This window comes from Halomonas sp. E14, assembly GCF_052568415.1.
This window is the reverse complement of record NZ_CP199423.1, coordinates 2,090,601-2,108,203: the sequence shown is the minus strand read 5'-3', so window position 1 is coordinate 2,108,203 and position 17,603 is coordinate 2,090,601. Positions and strand designations below refer to the sequence as shown.

General features: G+C 63.6%; 13 protein-coding genes. 9 read left to right on the top strand and 4 right to left on the bottom strand.

All coding sequences use genetic code 11. From position 1 onward, the window contains the following. Window positions 1–90 precede the first annotated feature (90 nt). From ACT7B3_RS09875 to ACT7B3_RS09850, 6 genes are all read left to right on the top strand, one after another. The gene (locus tag ACT7B3_RS09875) at window positions 91–1,077 is read left to right on the top strand and encodes a calcium/sodium antiporter (RefSeq protein ID WP_445157813.1); all 987 of its coding nucleotides are present in this window, start codon (window positions 91–93) and stop codon (window positions 1,075–1,077) included. A 308-nt stretch (window positions 1,078–1,385) separates the two neighbouring features. Next, window positions 1,386–2,798 carry a cytochrome ubiquinol oxidase subunit I gene (locus tag ACT7B3_RS09870; RefSeq protein ID WP_445157812.1) on the top strand — a complete coding sequence of 471 codons (1,413 nt, stop codon included), beginning with the start codon at window positions 1,386–1,388 and terminating at the stop codon, window positions 2,796–2,798. Window positions 2,799–2,801: 3 nt separating this feature from the next. Further along, window positions 2,802–3,812 (top strand): cytochrome d ubiquinol oxidase subunit II, encoded by a 1,011-nt coding sequence (gene cydB, locus ACT7B3_RS09865; RefSeq protein ID WP_445157811.1) that lies wholly within the window; start codon window positions 2,802–2,804, stop codon window positions 3,810–3,812. Window positions 3,813–3,815: 3 nt separating this feature from the next. Further along, window positions 3,816–5,504 carry a thiol reductant ABC exporter subunit CydD gene (gene cydD / locus ACT7B3_RS09860; RefSeq protein ID WP_445157810.1) on the top strand — a complete coding sequence of 563 codons (1,689 nt, stop codon included), beginning with the start codon at window positions 3,816–3,818 and terminating at the stop codon, window positions 5,502–5,504. Then, window positions 5,491–7,209, top strand: coding sequence for a thiol reductant ABC exporter subunit CydC (cydC, locus tag ACT7B3_RS09855; protein WP_445157809.1), 1,719 nt, complete (start codon window positions 5,491–5,493; stop codon window positions 7,207–7,209). The genes cydD and cydC overlap by 14 nt, the downstream gene beginning before the upstream one ends. Before the next feature lie 42 nt (window positions 7,210–7,251). Continuing rightward, on the top strand, window positions 7,252–8,247 hold the full coding sequence (locus ACT7B3_RS09850) for an adenosine deaminase (RefSeq protein WP_445157808.1): 996 nt from the start codon (window positions 7,252–7,254) through the stop codon (window positions 8,245–8,247). Window positions 8,248–8,325: 78 nt separating this feature from the next. Here the strand turns inward: ACT7B3_RS09850 and ACT7B3_RS09845 are convergent, their stop codons facing one another. Next, on the bottom strand, window positions 8,326–9,330 hold the full coding sequence (locus ACT7B3_RS09845; RefSeq protein WP_445157807.1) for a cytochrome-c peroxidase: 1,005 nt from the start codon (window positions 9,328–9,330) through the stop codon (window positions 8,326–8,328). 219 nt (window positions 9,331–9,549) lie between these two features. On the opposite strand from ACT7B3_RS09845, the gene msrP reads away from it, so the two are divergent. Together msrP and ACT7B3_RS09835 are read left to right on the top strand one after the other, a co-directional pair. Further along, on the top strand, window positions 9,550–10,512 hold the full coding sequence (gene msrP / locus ACT7B3_RS09840; protein WP_445157806.1) for a protein-methionine-sulfoxide reductase catalytic subunit MsrP: 963 nt from the start codon (window positions 9,550–9,552) through the stop codon (window positions 10,510–10,512). Between the two features lie 31 nt (window positions 10,513–10,543). Then, entirely contained in the window at window positions 10,544–11,143 is a 600-nt protein-coding gene (locus tag ACT7B3_RS09835) for a sulfite oxidase heme-binding subunit YedZ (protein WP_444677596.1), read from the top strand. Between the two features lie 49 nt (window positions 11,144–11,192). Here ACT7B3_RS09835 and ACT7B3_RS09830 read toward each other — a convergent pair whose 3' ends face one another. The 3 genes from ACT7B3_RS09830 to ACT7B3_RS09820 form a co-directional block, all read right to left on the bottom strand. Continuing rightward, a complete protein-coding gene (locus ACT7B3_RS09830; protein ID WP_445157805.1) occupies window positions 11,193–12,566 on the bottom strand; it encodes an NCS2 family permease in 1,374 nt (457 codons plus the stop codon). A gap of 236 nt (window positions 12,567–12,802) precedes the next feature. Further along, window positions 12,803–14,950 (bottom strand): putative bifunctional diguanylate cyclase/phosphodiesterase, encoded by a 2,148-nt coding sequence (locus ACT7B3_RS09825; RefSeq protein WP_445157804.1) that lies wholly within the window; start codon window positions 14,948–14,950, stop codon window positions 12,803–12,805. 8 nt (window positions 14,951–14,958) lie between these two features. Further along, window positions 14,959–15,621: a hypothetical protein gene (locus ACT7B3_RS09820; RefSeq protein ID WP_445157803.1), complete on the bottom strand. Its 663-nt coding sequence runs from the start codon at window positions 15,619–15,621 to the stop codon at window positions 14,959–14,961. 691 nt (window positions 15,622–16,312) lie between these two features. On the opposite strand from ACT7B3_RS09820, the gene ACT7B3_RS09815 reads away from it, so the two are divergent. Next, window positions 16,313–17,548 (top strand): hypothetical protein, encoded by a 1,236-nt coding sequence (locus tag ACT7B3_RS09815; protein ID WP_445157802.1) that lies wholly within the window; start codon window positions 16,313–16,315, stop codon window positions 17,546–17,548. Window positions 17,549–17,603 lie beyond the last annotated feature (55 nt).

Below are 17,603 nucleotides of genomic sequence, written 5' to 3'. Positions count from 1 at the left end.
TGGCATTCCTCGCCTTCTTGAAGTGTGACACGTTGACGGCGCGCCTACCATATACAAACATTCGCCCCTGAATGTTCCCGAGGAAATACCATGTGGCTTCCCTTTCTGGCCGTGGCAGTGGGTCTGGTGCTGCTTGTCTGGAGCGCCGAGCGCTTTGTCGACGGGGCCGCGGCTACGTCGCGCCTGCTGGGCGTTTCACCGCTGCTGGTCGGCATGCTGGTGATCGGTTTCGGCACGTCGGCGCCTGAGCTGATGGTTTCGGCCCTGGCCGCCGGCCAGGGCAACCCGGGCCTGGCGCTGGGCAATGGCTATGGCTCCAATATCGCCAACATCGGGCTAATTCTCGGCCTCATGGCGCTGCTGTCACCCCTGGCCGTGCATTCGGGCGTGATCCGCCGCGAGCTGCCGCTGCTGGCTGGGGTCACCCTGCTCTCCGCGCTGCTGATGTGGGGAGGAATGATCGGCCGGCTGGAAGGCAGCCTGCTGCTGCTGCTGCTGGCCGGTATCATCGCGCTCAGCATTCACCAGGCGCGCCGTTCCGGCCCCGATGCACTGGCCGACGAGACCGAGGAGAGCCTTGATGCCAAGCCGATGTCGCTGCGGGCAGGGATCGTCTGGACCCTGGTAGGGCTGGCGCTGCTGGTGCTGAGTTCCCGCATCCTGGTGTGGGGCGCGGTGGCGATTGCCCAGGGGTTGGGCGTGAGCGACCTGATCATAGGCTTGACGGTGGTGGCCATTGGCACTTCGCTGCCCGAGCTGGCCTCCTCGTTCAGCGCACTGCGGCGCAACGAGCACGACCTGGTGGTCGGCAATGTGGTGGGCTCCAACCTGTTCAACACCCTGGGGGTGGTCGGGCTGGCCGCGGTGATCCAGCCGATCCAGGTGGGCAGCGAGGTGCTGCTGCGCGACTGGAGCGTCATGGCCGTCATGACGGCGCTGATGGTGGTTTTCGCCCTGGGCTGGCGAGGGCGCCCCGGGCGCATCAACCGCTGGGAGGGCGGGGCGCTGCTGCTGGGCTTCGTGAGTTATCTGCTGTACATGGTGTGGCTGGTGCTGCAAGGGCCTGGCGGGGGTTGAACGCGACAACACGTCACAGGTCATAACAGGACGTGAGCGCTTCGCTCTAGTAGGCTTGATCGGCTCAAGCACATCACAAGCACAAGACACGGTAGTCTCGGAGCCTGGTTTGGGTAGCGTATTGTAGGGTTTTGTATATCAGCTATCCCTTGCATAGCGCTCTGTTCTAGGCTCTACCCAAGTGCCGAGGAGGAATGCGTCACGGCAGCGCTTTGCAGCGCTGCCGCAGGCATAACAATGCACCCCTGTATGTGTGCGCCCGCATCCCTTTGGACGTGAACTCTTAGGCAGCCAAGAGGCATTACGTCATGGAGCTTGATCCCCTACTCCTGTCCCGCTTGCAATTCGCCTTTGTCGTATCGTTCCACGCCATCTTTCCCGTCTTCACCATCGGCCTGGCGTCCTACATCACCGTGCTGCATGCGCTCTTCTACAAGACGCAGAATCCCGCTTGGGACCGCCTGGCTTACCTGTGGACCAAGGTGTTCGCCGTGGCCTTCGGTATGGGGGTGGTATCGGGGATCGTGATGTCGTTCCAGTTCGGCACCAACTGGAGCAACTTCTCTCAGGCCAGCGCCAACTTCATTGGTCCGCTGTTGAGCTATGAGGTGGTCACCGCCTTTTTCCTCGAGGCGGCCTTCCTCGGCGTGCTGCTGTTCGGTCGCGGGCGCGTGCCGCAAGGGGTGCACCTGTTCGCCGCCTCCATGGTGGCACTGGGGACCTTCATTTCGACTTTCTGGATCCTGGCGGCCAACAGCTGGATGCACACGCCGGCGGGGGTCGACTTCATCGATGGCAGCTTCCGCGTCACCTCGTGGATGGAAGCGATCTTCAACCCGTCGTTCCCCTACCGCTTCGCGCACATGGCAATGGCGTCGTTCATCACCGGCGGCTTCGTGGTGGCGGGCGTCAGCGCCTGGTACCTGATGATCGGCCGGGACGTCGAGGCCAACCGCAAGGCGCTCTCCATGTGCCTGTGGATGCTGCTGGTACTGACCCCGACCCAGGCCTTCGTCGGTGACCTGCATGGCCTCAATACCCTGGAGTACCAGCCGACCAAGCTGGCGGCCATGGAGGGCAACTGGGAGACCAAGCAGGGGGCGCCCTTCCTGGTCTTCGCCTGGCCGGACCAGGCCGCCCAGCAGAACCGCTTCGAGATCGGCATTCCCTACGCCGCAAGCCTGATCCTTACCCATGAGCTGTACGGGGAGGTACCCGGGATACTCGAGGCGCCACCCGAGGAGCAGCCGCCGGTGGCCCTGGTGTTCTGGTCCTTCCGGACGATGATCGGCATCGGCTTCCTGATGATTGCGGTCTCGCTGGTGGGGCTCTACTTGCGCCGCGGCGGCAGGCTCTATCACTCGCGCCGCTATCTGCAGACGCTGCGGCTGATGTCGGTCACGCCGTTCATTGCCGTGCTGGCAGGGTGGATCACCACCGAGTCGGGGCGGGCGCCGTGGCTGGTGTACGGCATCATGACGCACGCCGAAGGGGTCACGCCCTCGCTGACCGGCGGCATGGCGCTGTTCACCTTGATCGGCTACATCAGCGTTTACGCCATCATCTTCTATGCCGGCACCTACTACCTGACCCGCGTCATTCGCTACGGCATGCAGCCCAAGGACGAGGAGAAGATGGTCGACGACTTCGAGACACCCAAGCGGCCCTTCTCCGCCACGCATACGCCGTTTGACGACAATCCTGCCAAGAGCGAGGGCTGAGCCATGGAAATGTTCGACCTCTCCCTGATCTGGGCGCTGATCATCGGCTTCGGCATCATGATGTACGTGCTGATGGACGGCTTCGACCTGGGCCTTGGCATCCTCTTCCCGTTCGCCCCGGACGAGGATGCCCGCGATGTGATGATGAACACGGTCGCGCCGGTGTGGGATGGCAACGAGACCTGGCTGGTACTGGGCGGTGCCGGGCTGCTGGCGGCCTTTCCGCTGGTCTACACCGTGTTTTTGCCGGCGCTCTATATCGGCGTGTTCCTGATGGTGGCGGGGCTGGTGTTTCGCGGGGTGGCCTTCGAGCTGCGCTTCAAGTCGCGGCGCGACCGGCGCAACCGGCGCCTGTGGAACCTTGCTTTCAGCGGCGGCTCGGCGGTGGCCGCCTTTGCCCAGGGGGCCGTGGTCGGCACGTATATCCAGGGCTTCGAGACCCAGAACGGCGTCTTCGTCGGCGGCGCCTTCGACTGGCTGACGCCGTTCACAGTGCTGACCGGTATCGGCATCATGTTCGGCTATGCGCTGCTGGGCACCACCTGGCTGATCCTCAAGTCGGAGGGCTACATTCAGGCCTGGGCCTACAAGCTGACCACGCCGCTGCTGATCGCGGTGCTGGTGATCTTCGCCATCATCAGCGTATGGACACCGCTGGTGAACGATGTGGTATGGGAGCGTTGGTTCGGACACCTTCACGTGATCTGGATCCTCCCCGCCCTGACCCTGCTATGCATGTTCGGCGTGTTCTGGTCGGTGCGCCGCCAGCGCGAGCTGCTGCCGTTCATGGCTACGCTGGGTATGTTCCTGTTCACCTACCTTGGGCTGGTGGTCAGCAAGTGGCCCTGGATCGTGCCGCCCAACTACACCATCTGGGATGCCGCCTCGGCGCCAGAATCGCAGCTGTTCCTGCTGATCGGGGTGCTGTTCGTGCTGCCCTTCGTGCTGGGCTACACGTTCTGGTCGTATTGGGTGTTCCGCGGCAAGGTGAGGGCCGGCGAAGGCTATCACTAGCGCATGGGCGAATCACCGGGGAAGCGCACCCCGCGCGGCTGGCTTGCCGCGCACGGCGCCAAGCAGCAGGGCTGGCTGGCGCTGGCCTGGCTGGGCGGGGTGGCGGCCGGGGCGGCCACGGTCGCCCAGCTGGCCTGGCTGGCCTGGATCATCAGCCGGCTGCTGGTCGATGGCGCCGAGCTTGCCTCGCTGAGCGGGGCCTTCCTGGCTATCGTCTCGCTGCTGCTGGTACGTGCCCTGGCCCAGTGGGGACAGGAGGTAGCCGGCCAGCAGGCCAGCCTGCGCATTCGTCACGCGGTGCGGTGTGAACTGCTGGCGCATCTCGCGGCGCTGGGCCCGGTGCGTGCCGGCGAGCGCCACTCGGCGAGCCTGGCCAGCCAGCTGGTGGAGCAGGTGGAGGCGCTGGACGGCTATTTCGCGCGCTTCCTGCCCCAGCTTCGCCTGGCCGTGGCCATTCCATTGCTGATTCTAGCCGTGGTGTTCTGGCTCGACTGGCTGGCGGCGCTGTTCCTGCTGCTGTCGGCGCCGCTGATTCCGCTGTTCATGGCCTTGGTCGGCATGGGGGCCGAGCGTCTGAATCGCGACCAGTTCGCCGCGGTCAGCCGGCTGGCAGGTCATTTCCTCGACCGGGTGCGCGGCATTGCCACGCTGCAGCTCTTCCATCGCACCCGCGAGGCGACCGCGGACGTGCACCTGGCCGCCGATCACTACCGACGCCTGAGCATGCGCACGCTGCGCGTCGCCTTTCTCTCTTCCGCGGTGCTCGAGTTCTTCGCCTCGGTCGCCATCGCGGTGGTGGCGATCTACGTCGGCTTCGGGCTGCTGGGCTACATCGACTACGGCCCCTCGGAGGCGCTGACGCTGTTCAGCGGCCTGCTGGTGCTGCTGCTGGCGCCAGAGTTCTTCCAGCCGCTGCGCACCCTGGCCCAGCACTATCATGACCGGGCGGCTGCGCTCGGAGCCGCGGATGGGCTGCTGGCCTTCCTCAACGAGACCCCCAGGGCGAATCCTGCCGCCGCGGTGACGCTGGCCGCCCCGGGTCCGCTGCTGAGACTCAGCGAGATCACGCTGGAGCATCCGGGACGGGGGCGCGTGCTTGGCCCGCTCAGCCTGGTGATACAGGAGGGCGAATGCCTGCTTCTCACCGGCCCCTCGGGCGCCGGAAAGTCGGCGCTGCTGCAGGTGATGGCCGGCTTCGTGACGCCGAACCAAGGCCAGCGCCAGGCGCGCACCGGCTTGACGCTGGCGTGGATGGACCAGCGCCCGCTGCTCATCCACGGCAGCCTGGCCGACAACCTGCGCCTGGCAGCGCCCGATGCAAGCGAGTCCCAGTTGCGCGACGCTTTGGCGCTGGTCGGCCTCGGCCCGCTGGTGGCGGCATTGCCGCACGGCATGGCCACGCCGCTAGGCGAGCGCGGCGTCGGGCTGTCGGGCGGCCAGGCCCAGCGCCTGGCGCTGGCGCGGGTGTTTCTGTCCAACGCGCCGCTGGTGCTGCTCGACGAGCCCACGGCCAGCCTTGACGACGCCACCCAGGCGCAGGTGATTGCATCGCTCGCCGAGCTGCGCCGGCGCGGGCGTACGCTGGTCGTGGCCAGCCACCACCCGGCGCTGCAAGGCCTGGCGACGCGGCACCTCATGCTCGAGGCCGGCCGGCTGCTGCCGCGCCAGGAGGATGGCCATGGCGGACCCTAGGCTCTCGACCACGCTGGCGCCCTGGCTGCGCCTGCTGGCACAGCGCCGTCGGCGCCTTGCCGTCGGGGTGCTGTTGCTGGCCTTGACGCTGTTTTCCGCCATCGCCCTGCTGGCGCTATCGGGCTGGTTCATCACCGCCAGTGCCCTGACCGGCCTGGCGTTGGCCGCCGGCCTCGCCGCGCGGCTGGACGTCTACGTGCCGGGAGGCGGCATCCGCCTGTTCGCCGTGACCCGTACCGTGGCGCGCTACCTGGAGCGCCTCTACAACCACGATACGGTGCTGCGCCTGCTGGCCGATCTGCGCGGCCGTCTGTTTGCCGCCCTGGCGAGGCTGGACGCGCGCACCCTGCAGCGCCAGCGCGCCAGCGACTGGCTCAACCGGCTCACGGCAGACATCGATACGCTGGACGCGCTCTATCTGCGCCTGCTGGCACCGCCGGCGGTGGCGCTACTGGCGCTGCTGCTGCTGGCGGGTTTCGTGGCGCTGTGGGTACCCGCCGCCGGGCTTGCCGTGCTGCTGCTGCTGGGGCCGACCTGGCTGTGGCTGACGGCCGGGCAGGCCTGGTGGGGCATGGCGCCCAGCCGGCGCCAGGTGTCGCACTTGCAGCGCCTGCGCAGCCTCGCCATCGAGCATGTGCAGGGGCAGGCCGAACTCGAGGCCTACGATGCGCGGCAACATCACGGCCAGGCGCTGCTGGCGCAGGAGGCGCAGCTGCAGCGGGACCAGGCCCGGCTGGGGTGGCGGGGTGGGCTGGGCATGGCGCTGGTCAATGCCATGGTGGGTCTGTGCATGCTGCTGTGCCTGTGGCTGGCCGCCCTGGCCTGGCAGCAGCAGGCCATCAGCGGTGCTGTCATGGTCATGGTGCCGCTGGCCGTGCTGGCCGTGGGCGAGGCCCTGGCCGGCTTGCCTGTCGCCTTCACTCAAATGGGTGCTACCTATGGCGCCGCTGAGCGCCTCAACCGGCTGGAGCGGGCGGCGCCACGGCAGGGCCAAGCCTCATACTCGCCCTTGCCGCAAGGGCCTCTGGCACTCGGGCTCGATGGCGTTGCGCTGCATTATCAGGATGCCCTGGAGCCAGCGCTGCAGGGCATCGACCTGGCGATAGCGGCAGGCGAACGCGTGGCCGTGACCGGCACCTCGGGTGCCGGCAAGTCGAGCCTGGCCGCGCTCGTCACGCGGCGCCTGCCGCCTACCAAAGGTGCGATCACGCTGGGGGGCGTGGCGCTGGAGCGGGTGGCGGAGCCCGACCTGAGGGCGCGGGTGGCGGTGCTCGATCAGCGTATCGACCTGTTCCAGGACAGCCTGGCCGCCAACCTGCGGCTGGCGGCGCCCGAGGCGGACACAGCCCGCCTGTGGCAGGCGCTGGAGTGGGTGGACCTGGCGGCATGGGCCCGTGAACTGCCGGCCGGGCTCGAGACCCCGGTAGGCGAGGGTGGGCGCGCGCTTTCCGGCGGGCAGGCCAGGCGCCTGGCGCTGGCGCGGCTGTGGCTGCGCGACCCGGGGCTGGTGATTCTCGATGAGCCGTTCGCCGGCCTGGATGCCGCCACCGCGGCGCGGCTGGCGCTGCACCTGGATACCTGGCTAACGGGGCGAACCGTGCTCTACCTGGTCCATCAGCGCGGTGCGGGCGGCATCGACCCGCCCGGTATCGACCGCGAGGTGCGCCTGCTGGCAGGAAAGCTGACCGTTTGCGCAAATCGCTGATATGTCTCAGGATGACAAGAAAACCGGCAACGAGGTGACCTCATGCGCGATTTCCTCCAGCGGCTGCCCAAGGCGGAGCTGCACCTGCATATCGAAGGCTCGCTCGAGCCGGAACTGATGTTTACCTTGGCGGAGCGCAATGGTGTCACGCTGCCCTACGATTCTGTCGAGGCGGTAAAGGCGGCCTACGAATTCGACGACCTGCAGGGGTTCCTCGATCTCTATTACCAGGGCATGAGTGTGCTCAGGAGCGCAGAGGATTTCCATGACCTGGCGATGGATTACTTTCGCCGTGCCCATGCCGACGGCGTGGTGCATGTGGAGATGCACTTCGACCCCCAGGCACACCTGGCCCGCGGCGTCGAACTGGAAACGGTGATGGAAGGGCTTGGCCTGGCCTGCCGTGAGGTCGAGCGCGAGCTGGGCATGTCGACCGCCATGATCATGGCGTTCCTGCGCGACCGGCCCGCCGAGGCGGCCATGGCGGTGCTGGAACGAGCGGCCCCCTACTGGGAGCTGCTCGATGCCGTGGGTCTGGACAGCGCCGAACGGGGTCACCCGCCGTCGAAATTCACCGAAGTGTTCCGGCGCGCGAAGATGCTGGGCATTCCCCGGGTGGCCCATGCCGGGGAGGAGGGGCCGCCGGAATATATCCGCGAAGCGCTCGATCTGCTCGAGGTGTGTCGCATCGACCATGGGGTACGCTGTCTGGAGGATCCGGCACTGGTGAACCGGCTGCGTGACGAGGGCGTGGTGCTCACGGTGTGCCCACTTTCCAACGTGCGCCTAAAGGTTGTGCAGGATCTCGCGTCCCACCCGCTGCCGCAGCTGCTTGACGCCGGGCTGCGCGTGACGCTCAACTCCGACGACCCCGCCTACTTCGGTGGCGGCATGCTGGCCAATTTCCTTGCCTGCCACGAAGCCTTCGGCTGGTCGCGTGAGGTCTTCGTGCAGCTGGCCGGCACGGCTATCGAGGCGGCCTTCATAAGCGACAGGCGCCGCCTTGAGCTGCATCGCCAGCTGGCCAGCAGCGTCTGACAACGAAATACCCCCGGCGAGTGCCGGGGGCGTGTCGTTATTGTTGTTCCCTTCAAATGTCCCTGCGACTGGGCCAGCCTAAGGCAGCGCCGGCACTTCGAACTCGGGCATCTTGCCGGTCAGGGTGTGCAGGAAGGCGGTGATATCAGCGATAGTATCGTCCTCGAACTCACGGTTCAGCATCTCGCGACCCATGATGGCCACGGCTTCTTCCAGCGTCTCGGTGGCGCCGTTGTTCATGTACGGGTAGGTCACGCCCACGTTGCGCAGGGTCGGGGTGCGGAACTTGTACATGTCGGCTTCGTCACCGGTCACGTCGAAGCGACCCACATCGGTGGAGCCGGGCACCTGAATCGCCCAGAAGTTGCTGTCGGTGAGCGCCGGGCCGCTGTGGCAGGCGATGCAGCCGGTGTCGACGAAGGCCTGCATGCCGCGCTTCTCCTGGTCGTTGAGCGCCGCCATGTCACCCTGCAGGTAGCGATCGAACGGGGAATTCGGCGTGTTCAACGTGCGCTGGAAGCTGGCCAGTGCCTGAGCCAGGTTCTCCTTGTTGATCGGATTCTCTTCACCGGGGAAGGCCTCGGCGAATTTCTCCTGGTAAAGCTCGAAGCCTTCGAGCCGCTCCAGGGCTGCATCGAGGTCCATGGCCATTTCGATATCTGCCTGGATCGGACCCAGCGCCTGGCCCTCGAGATCGGGCTCGCGGCCGTCCCAGAACTGTGCGTTGAGGAAGCCGGAGTTCAGCACGGTGGGGGTATTGCGGTCGCCGATTTGGCCGTCGTGGCCGGTAGCGCGCGGAATGCGGTCGCTCCAGCCCAGCGCCGGGTTGTGGCAGGTGGCACAGCTAATGACGCCGCTGGAGGAGATTCGCGGCTCGAAGAACAGCATGTTGCCAAGCTGCACTTTCTCCTCGGTCAAGGAGTTGTGTGCCGGAATGGGCGGAAGGTGGGGCAGCGGTTCGAAGCGGTCGCGATAGTCACCGAGGCCATCATCGGCAGCCACGCCGCTCGAAACCGCAAGCGCGGCGCCCAGAGAGACTGCGGCGACGAGACGGGCCGGTCGAGCAAGAGCGTGTTGAATCATGGCGAATCTCCAGCAGGAGTTAAGGCATAAGGGTCTTGTTGCCCTGCAAGCTTAGGGTTTTGGCTTGACGCATATCAACCAAGTGGAATGCTCGGAATAGGGTGGGGTTTGAGCTGTGTCAAAATGTCTTTCGGTATTTATAACGCTTGTTTGCATAACCCTTGTACTACGCTGATTTTCGTGTTCCCTGTTCTGTCTCTGCCAGAGGAGGCCCGTACCGTGCGCTATCGTTACCCGAGGATTCCCGAGTCGGAAGTGACTCCCAGGGCGCTGTTCGAGTCACGCCGTCGTTTCTTGCGTCATGGGGCGGCCCTGGGGATGGCGGCGGCCCTGCCGGGGCTGGCTTGGTCGCCTTCCGCCAGCGCCTGGCGCGACGGGCTGCAGGCCAGCCTTGCCGCTGACTTGCCCAGCGTATCGCTGGCAAACGGAGAGCCCTTGACCTCGCTGCGTGACATCACCACCTATAACAACTTCTACGAGTTCGGCACCGGCAAGCGCGACCCCGAGACCTTCGCGCACCGGCTCGTCACCGACCCCTGGTCGCTGACCATCGAAGGGGAAGTGGACAAGGCAGGTACCTTTGCCCTCGAGGATGTGCTGAAGCACCAGGACCTGGAGGAGCGCATCTACCGCCTGCGCTGCGTCGAGGCGTGGTCGAAGGTAGTGCCCTGGATCGGTTTTCCGCTGGCGGCCCTGCTCAAACGCCACGAGCCGACCTCGCGCGCCCGCTACGTGGTGTTCGAATCGATCCACGACCCCGACAACCTGCGCGGCCAGCGCCGCTCCATCATCGAGTGGCCCTATCGCGAAGCCTTGCGCATCGACGAGGCGATGCATCCCCTCACGCTGCTGGCCGTCGGCCTCTACGGCGAAGTCCTGCCCAACCAGAGCGGTGCGCCGATCCGCCTGGTGGTGCCGTGGAAATACGGCTTCAAGAGCATCAAGTCGATCGTGCGCATCGCCCTGGTGGAGGAACGCCCCACGCCTTCGTGGGTGGCGCAGAACCCCGCCGAGTATGGCTTCTATGCCAACGTCAATCCGCAGGTTGACCATCCACGCTGGTCTCAGGCCCGCGAGCGCAGGATCGGCGAGAGCGGGCGACGTCAAACGCTGATGTTCAATGGCTACGGCGAGCAGGTGGCGTCGCTCTACGCCGGCATGGACCTGAGTGAGCACTACTGATGAAACGACGAGCTTCGCGTGGAGTCAGCTCATGCTGAGCGGGCGCGCGCGCATCACCATCTTTCGTCTGCTGGTGCTGGCCATCGGGGCCTTGCCGGCACTCTGGCTGGGGTGGCAATGGTTCTACGGAGACCTGGGCGCCGTGCCCGGTGAGGCGGTGGTGCACTTCACCGGCAAGACGGGGCTGACCCTGCTGCTGGCCACGATCGCCTTCAGCCCGGCCTTTCGCTTCACCGGCTGGGTCGGCTTCATGGTAGCCCGCCGCCAGATCGGCCTGTGGGCCTTCTTCTGGTTGGTGGCCCACATGCTGGCCTGGATGGGGCTGGACCAGTATTGGGACTGGCCGTGGATTCGCCGTGAAATGGTCGAGCTGCCCTACATTCGCTACGGCGTGGCTGCGCTGCTGCTACTGGTACCCCTGGCTGTTACTTCCTTCGCACGTGTGCGGAAGGCCATGGGCTGGACGGCCTGGCACTGGCTGCATCGCCTGGTCTATGTGGCGGCGGCGCTTGGCGTGGTGCATTTCTGGATCCTGACCCGCGCCGACTACCTGCTGCCGACGCTTTTCGCCGCCGCGCTGGCGGCGCTGGTGCTGTTCCGGCTCATCGACGCCGCCATCCATCGCCAATGAAAAGGGTGCGGGCAAGTGCCCGCACCCTTCGTCTCTTAGGCTCAGTCCCTTAGTGCGTAGTAACCAGCATCACCACGCTAAGCGCAGCCGAGACCCACATCGCCGGCTTGATGTCGTAGAGCTTGCCGGTGGCCAGCTTGATCAACACGAAGCTCAGGAAACCGAAGGCGATGCCCAGGGTGATCGAGTAGGTCAGCGGCATCAGGATGATCGCCAGAAAGGCCGGGAACGCCTGCTCGAACTGCGTCCAGTCGATCTTGCTCACCGGCGCCAGCATGAACAGCCCGACCAGCACCAGGGCCGGTGCGGTGGCGATGCCGGGCACCAGCGACAGCAGCGGCGAGAGGAACAGGAACGGCAGGAACAGCAGGGCGATGGTGACCGCCACCAGGCCGGTACGCCCGCCCTGGGCCACGCCGGCGCCGGACTCGATGAAGGTTTGCGCCGCGCTGGTGCCCAGCGGTGCGGCGATCATCGAGGCGAAGGCGTCCACGGTCATGGAGCGCTTGAGGTTGCGCGGATTGCCGTCCTTGTCCTTGAGATCGGCGGACTCGGAGAGCGCCATGAAGCACGACAGCGCATCGAAGAAGTTGGTGAACAGCATGACGAAGATGAACGGCAGGTAGGCGACCTTGAGCGCGCCCCAGATATCCACCTGCATCACCGCGCTGAAGTCGGGCCAGGCGGCGATACCGCTCCACTCCACCACCACGTCGCCGCCCCACATCCGCCCCATGGGCGTGGCCAGCAGGGTGGTCAGCGCAATGCCCAGGATCAGCGCGCCGTTGAAGCGCATGATCACCAGGATGGCGGTGGCCATCATGCCGATGAAGAAGGTGATCAGCGAGGCGTCCATGCTGCCCAGGGTGACCAGGGTGGCGTCGCTGCCGACGATGAAACCGGCGTTCTTGAAGCCGATGAAGGTGATGAACAGACCGATGCCGCAGGTGATGGCATAGCGCAGCGAAGGCGGAATCGCATTGATGATCGCTTCGCGCACGTTGAACATCGCCAGGGTGGCGAACAGCACGCCGGACCAGAACACGCAGCCCAGTGCCACTTCCCAGGAAAGCCCGGCGCCTTGCACCAGGGTGTAAGTGAACAGCGCGTTCATGCCCATGCCCGGCGCCACCAGAATCGGGTTGCGGGCATACAGGCCCATGGCCAGGCTGCTCATGAAACTGATCAGCACGGTGGCGGACAGCGCCGCCGAGAAGGGGATGCCGGCGTCGGAGAGAATCGCCGGGTTGACCACGATGATGTACATCGAAGCCAGGAAGGTGGCGATGCCGGCTAGGATCTCGGTCCTGAGCGTCGAGCCGCGCCGGGTCACGCCGAAGTAGGCATCCAGCCAGCGCGCCCGCGCCAGTTCGTTCGCACGCGGTTGAGGCGTCACCTTGTCTGTCAGGGAGGTCGGTTCCATTGCAGCGTCCATTGTTGTTGGTATGTCGTCGTTGTCGTCGGGCATGAATTTGACCGGGTGGTCAGGTATGCGCGACCCTCAGCCTAGCCAATGTCTGACCGGTTGGACAGGTGGTGCCGACTAACGTCGTAGGGCTGTCGCAGGCGATGCCTTGAAGAGCAACGCTCGGAGGAAAGCGCTGAATTGGGCAACGAGGAGGGGGAGTGCTGGAAAGAGGGCGGAACGCTGACCGGGGCTCAGTTCACTGCGGTCGGAACGAGCGGCAACACGAGCTGCTCGACGGGAAGCGGCTTGCAGAAGAAATAGCCCTGGAACACGTGACAGCCCGCCGCGATGAGCCAGTCGAGCTGGTGGCCGGTTTCCACGCCTTCGGCCACCACCTCGAGCTGCAGGGATACCCCCATGGCGATGATGGTCCGCACGATGGCCATGTCATCGCCGCTCAGCAGCAGGTCGTTGACGAAGCTCTGGTCGATCTTGATCTGATCCAGCGGTAGCCGTTTGAGGTACTGCAGCGAAGAGTAGCCGGTGCCGAAGTCGTCCAGGGCGAACCGGATGCCGAGACGCTTCAAGCGCCGCATCTTGTCGATTCCGGCCTCGACGTCGTCCAGCAGGCTGCTCTCCGTCAGCTCCAGCTTCAAGCGGTGGGAATTGGCGCCAGTGGCGGTGAGTACCCGCTGAATACGCTCGACGAAATCCGGCTCCTTGAACTGGCGGGCGCTGACGTTTACGGCCAGGGTCAAATGCGCCGTAGTCGCTTGCTGCTGCCAGGCCACCAGCTGCCGACACGCCTGTTCTAGCACCCAATCGCCAAGGGGTACGATCAGGCCACTCTCCTCGGCCAGCGGGATGAACTCCGCCGGCGACACCATGCCACGAGACGGGTGCTGCCAACGGATCAGCGTTTCGGCCCCCAGTGGCCGACGATCGGCGTCGTACTGAAGCTGATAGACGAGGCGGAACTCGCCACGCTGCAAGGCTAAGCGCAGATCACGTCTGGTTTCGTTACGCGCTTCCATGAGGGCCTGGGTGGCATCGTCATGGAAGCAAATGGTGTTACGACCGGCAACCTTGGCATGGTGACAGGCGGCATCTGCCAGTTTGAACAGGGTCTCGACGTCGCTCGAGCCGTCGAACATCGCCACGCCCTGGCTTGCCGAGAGGAAGTGCTGAAGCCCATCGATGGAGTAGGGCTCGGCCACGATGATCCGGATTCGGTCGGCCAGCTCTTCCGCCAGATTGGCCGCCTTGTCCGGCTGCTTGGGCAGGGAGTCGATGATGAGGAGAAACTCATCGCCGCCCAGCCGCCCGACCATAACCCCCTCCTGCTGGAAGGTGCGCAGTCGCTGGGCAACCTCGCGCAGCAAGCGGTCGCCGGCACGATGGCCGTAGCTGTCGTTGATCTGCTGGAAGAGATCGAGATCCAGATAGATCAGCGCTCCGTACTCCCCGGTACGCTGGCACTGCTGAAGTGAATGGGCGAGATGCTCGCTCATCAAGCGCCAGTTGGGCAGTTCCGTCAGGCCATCGAAATGGGTCAGCTGGTGCGCCTTGCGTTCGGCCACCAGTCGGCGTGCCTCGCTTTCACGCAGCCGCAGCACCGCCAGGGCAAGCTGCTGTAGTTGACTCCGTCCTCGCTCGGCCAGGCGCTGAACGTCAGGCAGCTCGGGAACTTCACGCTGGAAACGAGAAAGCGCGAGCAGCCCTTCGGCGATGATCAACAGGTGACGATTCAGGATACGGGCGGAGTAAAAGGCGGCGACCAGCATCAGGGCCAGTATCGCCGCGCCAAACAGCAGCAGCGTGTTGAAGTGCCCAAGCGTGTCCTGATAGGCATCGCTGGTGCGATCGCCGCTGCGCTGCGCCAGCTTGGACGAAAGGTGCCCCGTGAGCATGGAGAAGCGCAGAAATTCATGCTGTGCCTCGTCCAGGTAATGTCGGGCCCGGGTGGCATCCACGGTGGCGATGTCGCCGGCCATGATGATGAAGCGCCGATAGCCCTCGAAGGCCTCGCGCAAATGTTGGGCACTGCCGTGGTTCAAATCGATCATCAGCGGCGTTTCGGTCAACGTCTGTATCTGCCCGCCCAGGGTGGCAAGCTCGTTGACGAAGTGCGAATGCAGCCGATAGCTGGCAAGCGCCGACAGCTCGCCCCGGTCGGCCTGCTGCAGCATGTCCACTACGCCCTGATGTAGCTCGTCCAGGCTCTGGGTGTAGTTGGCGGCCTGCAGCAGAGCGGCGATGTCCGCCGACTGTATGGCGTGGTTCTGACTCATCCTCTCCTTGAGCACCTGCACCGCAGCAAGACCGAACAGCAGGGCAGGGATCAGCACCACCAGAGTGGGCAGAAGAAAGATCCAGATGAGCGGACGGTTCGACTTCATGGGCAACCTTACGGTGCTTGGTCGGCCAGCGATGGCCACAGCTCCGGTGGAATGCTGGCACGGTAGCGATAGCCCGCCTCACCCAGCGGCGAGAAGATCACCAGGGTGCCTTCGGCTGGGAAGTAATCCATCAGGTCGGCCAGGTTGGGGCCATGGGCCACGATCATGCGGTTGGCGCTGCCCTCGACCGGCAGCGAGAGAGCCTTGCCGGTATGCACGATGACAGGCCGCTTCTCGTCGTCCGTCATCGCGGCGGTATAGCGCAGCAGCTTATCGATCTGCTGGGGCTTGTTCGGGAACAGGATCCGCGCGGTCTCCTGCGTTCGGCAGAAGGGGGTGACGAGAACGGGCTCCTCGATGGGCCAGGCGTGCCGCGCCATGTGCTCGGCGACAGTCGCCATGAGTTCACGGCCCTCGTCGCTCAGGGGCCGCTGGGTAGCGCAGTCGTCGAAGTCGACCGGTACCCGGTCGGGAAGAGTCGTGTCCGTCGGTCCATGGCGCATGTAGAACACGTAGCCGCCCTGGTGCAGGGAAGCCAACAGCTCGGCGCTGGGCTCGACTGCCACGTGCTCATCCGCCCAGGTGAACAGGCTGGCAAGCCACAGCAGGCACGCCAAAGGCAGGCGGCAATAGAGCAACGGCTGTCGAAACAGAGCGATCAGAGGGAGCACGGACGACCCTGGTTATCGTTTGTAATGATGCAATATGCATGAGAAATCTAATACTCACTAGCCACCTTAGGTATAGGCAACGAGGTTTCTTGATCTAGATCAAGTTAATGGCCGGATGCACTTGCGCCAATAGTGCTGACTTGGTGTCGTGCTTTGGTTGGCGTTGCCCTCAACGTTTCTCTCGGTTACGTTGGGTAAAAAAGCCGCAGAAGATGGCTTACGTAACCAAGACGTACTCAGGGATGCCGCATTAGGGATGATGGGAAACATCATCCGTTTTGCCAGCAGGGCGGTAGCGTGACTGGAGTTCGTGGTCAGTCCGGCGACTACGTACTCCAACTAAGCTTTTGTTCAGCGCACATACGTTACATCGCAGCTCTTCTCGGTTCGCGCGTCGTAACCCCTACATGCAAAGCGTTTTCACCTTCCTGAGCTTGGGGTCAGGTATGCGAGTTTTATATTTGACTTCTTTAGATAAGAAATTCTGCATACAGTATACTGGCTCCGACAAATCGCGCGCGCACGCGAATTCTGCATAGGTGGCCGAGCTATACTTCGGCTCAAGAAAAATCAATGAATTGGAAGAAATGAAGCGCGTCAGATAATTTTATTGAACACGCAGGGGTGTTCATCCAATATCAGGACGCGCAGTCCAATCACTGTTAGGTTTAATGGGGGGCGGGTTGCTGCCATGTCGGGACTGAATTCAATGGAAAACGGCGTGCTCGGTGAAGCACGCGCGAGAGCCTTTCTTTTAGAGCGGTTCTGGGTGCTGGAGCGGTCAGTGGACATTCATGGTGCAGACTATCTGATTCAGCGTCGTATTACTGATCGAAATTTCATGGACCGTTCCCCTCCAAAGCTCGGTGTAGTTCAGGTTAAGTACGTGCAGGATGGAAGTACGTACCTTTCTATATTCAAGGACTATCTTTGCGACGCGGACGGGCACGCCTACAAAGAGTTCTTTCTTCTCGTCTTTACTGGAAGGGAATCGAGCTCAAGAAGTTTTCTGCTTTCGTCCGACGACTTTTTAAAGATGGCGACAGAGAAGTTTAAGTCAGGAAGGGCGAAGTTCCAGCTTAAGGCGTCAGTTGTTCTTGATTCAAGCAATCATGAAATCCTTGACTACACCCGCGCACTTGATCGCATCGATCATGCGCTAAAGAATGCGGATTTTCTTGCCAACCGTAGATTTCTAGGTGCGACCAGTTACGTCAAGATCAGTCCAGATCAAATCGAGCATGATTTGCTTCTTCCGTTGGACAATCATTACTCGGATATCGGCAAGGCTTTTTTTGACGAGAAGAAAAAGCTTCAACGAATCGTCTTTGACGCTGAGGAAATTCTGGAAGCGATGCAGAAGATGCTCCGCTCAACCGATCCAGAGGAAGCGTTTCGGATTTACGAAGAGGATCTGTCGCAGCACATCGGAAGCGGCCACGGAATCGTGATTGACGCAGATTTCTTCAATGATGAAGACTTCTTGAGCGCGGTTAAGAATCACAGGCAACGACTTGACGCGATTAGGGATAGAGGTGTCGAGGGGAATTTTTTTGCGCTGCTTCAAAAGATTGGATCGGAAATTCCCTGGCGTATCAGCGATTTCGAGATCGCCGAGGGAACGAGGGTTCGAGTCACTGTTACCTATGACGCTGACACCTTATCGAACGCCAGAGTGACGGTGAAGGGGGACGTAGGCACCGATGACGCTCCGCGATTGGTAAGGTCCAGACCCGGCCGGCATGAAATTGTTTTTGCGCCGTATCAGTGCTTCTCTTGGGAGGTCCGCGCCGGCAAGACTAGAGCGCCTGATAGCCCAGAGGAAATTGAAAAAGCGATTCGCGAGCGGATATGGCAGATTCGCCGGCCGCTACAAAGCGAGATTGAGAGACACCTTATTGGTGAAGAGCTAGCCATATCATGGTGAAACCTAACGAGTGCGTGAACCCGTCAAACCATTCCGTGCCCTTCGGGCACTCCAG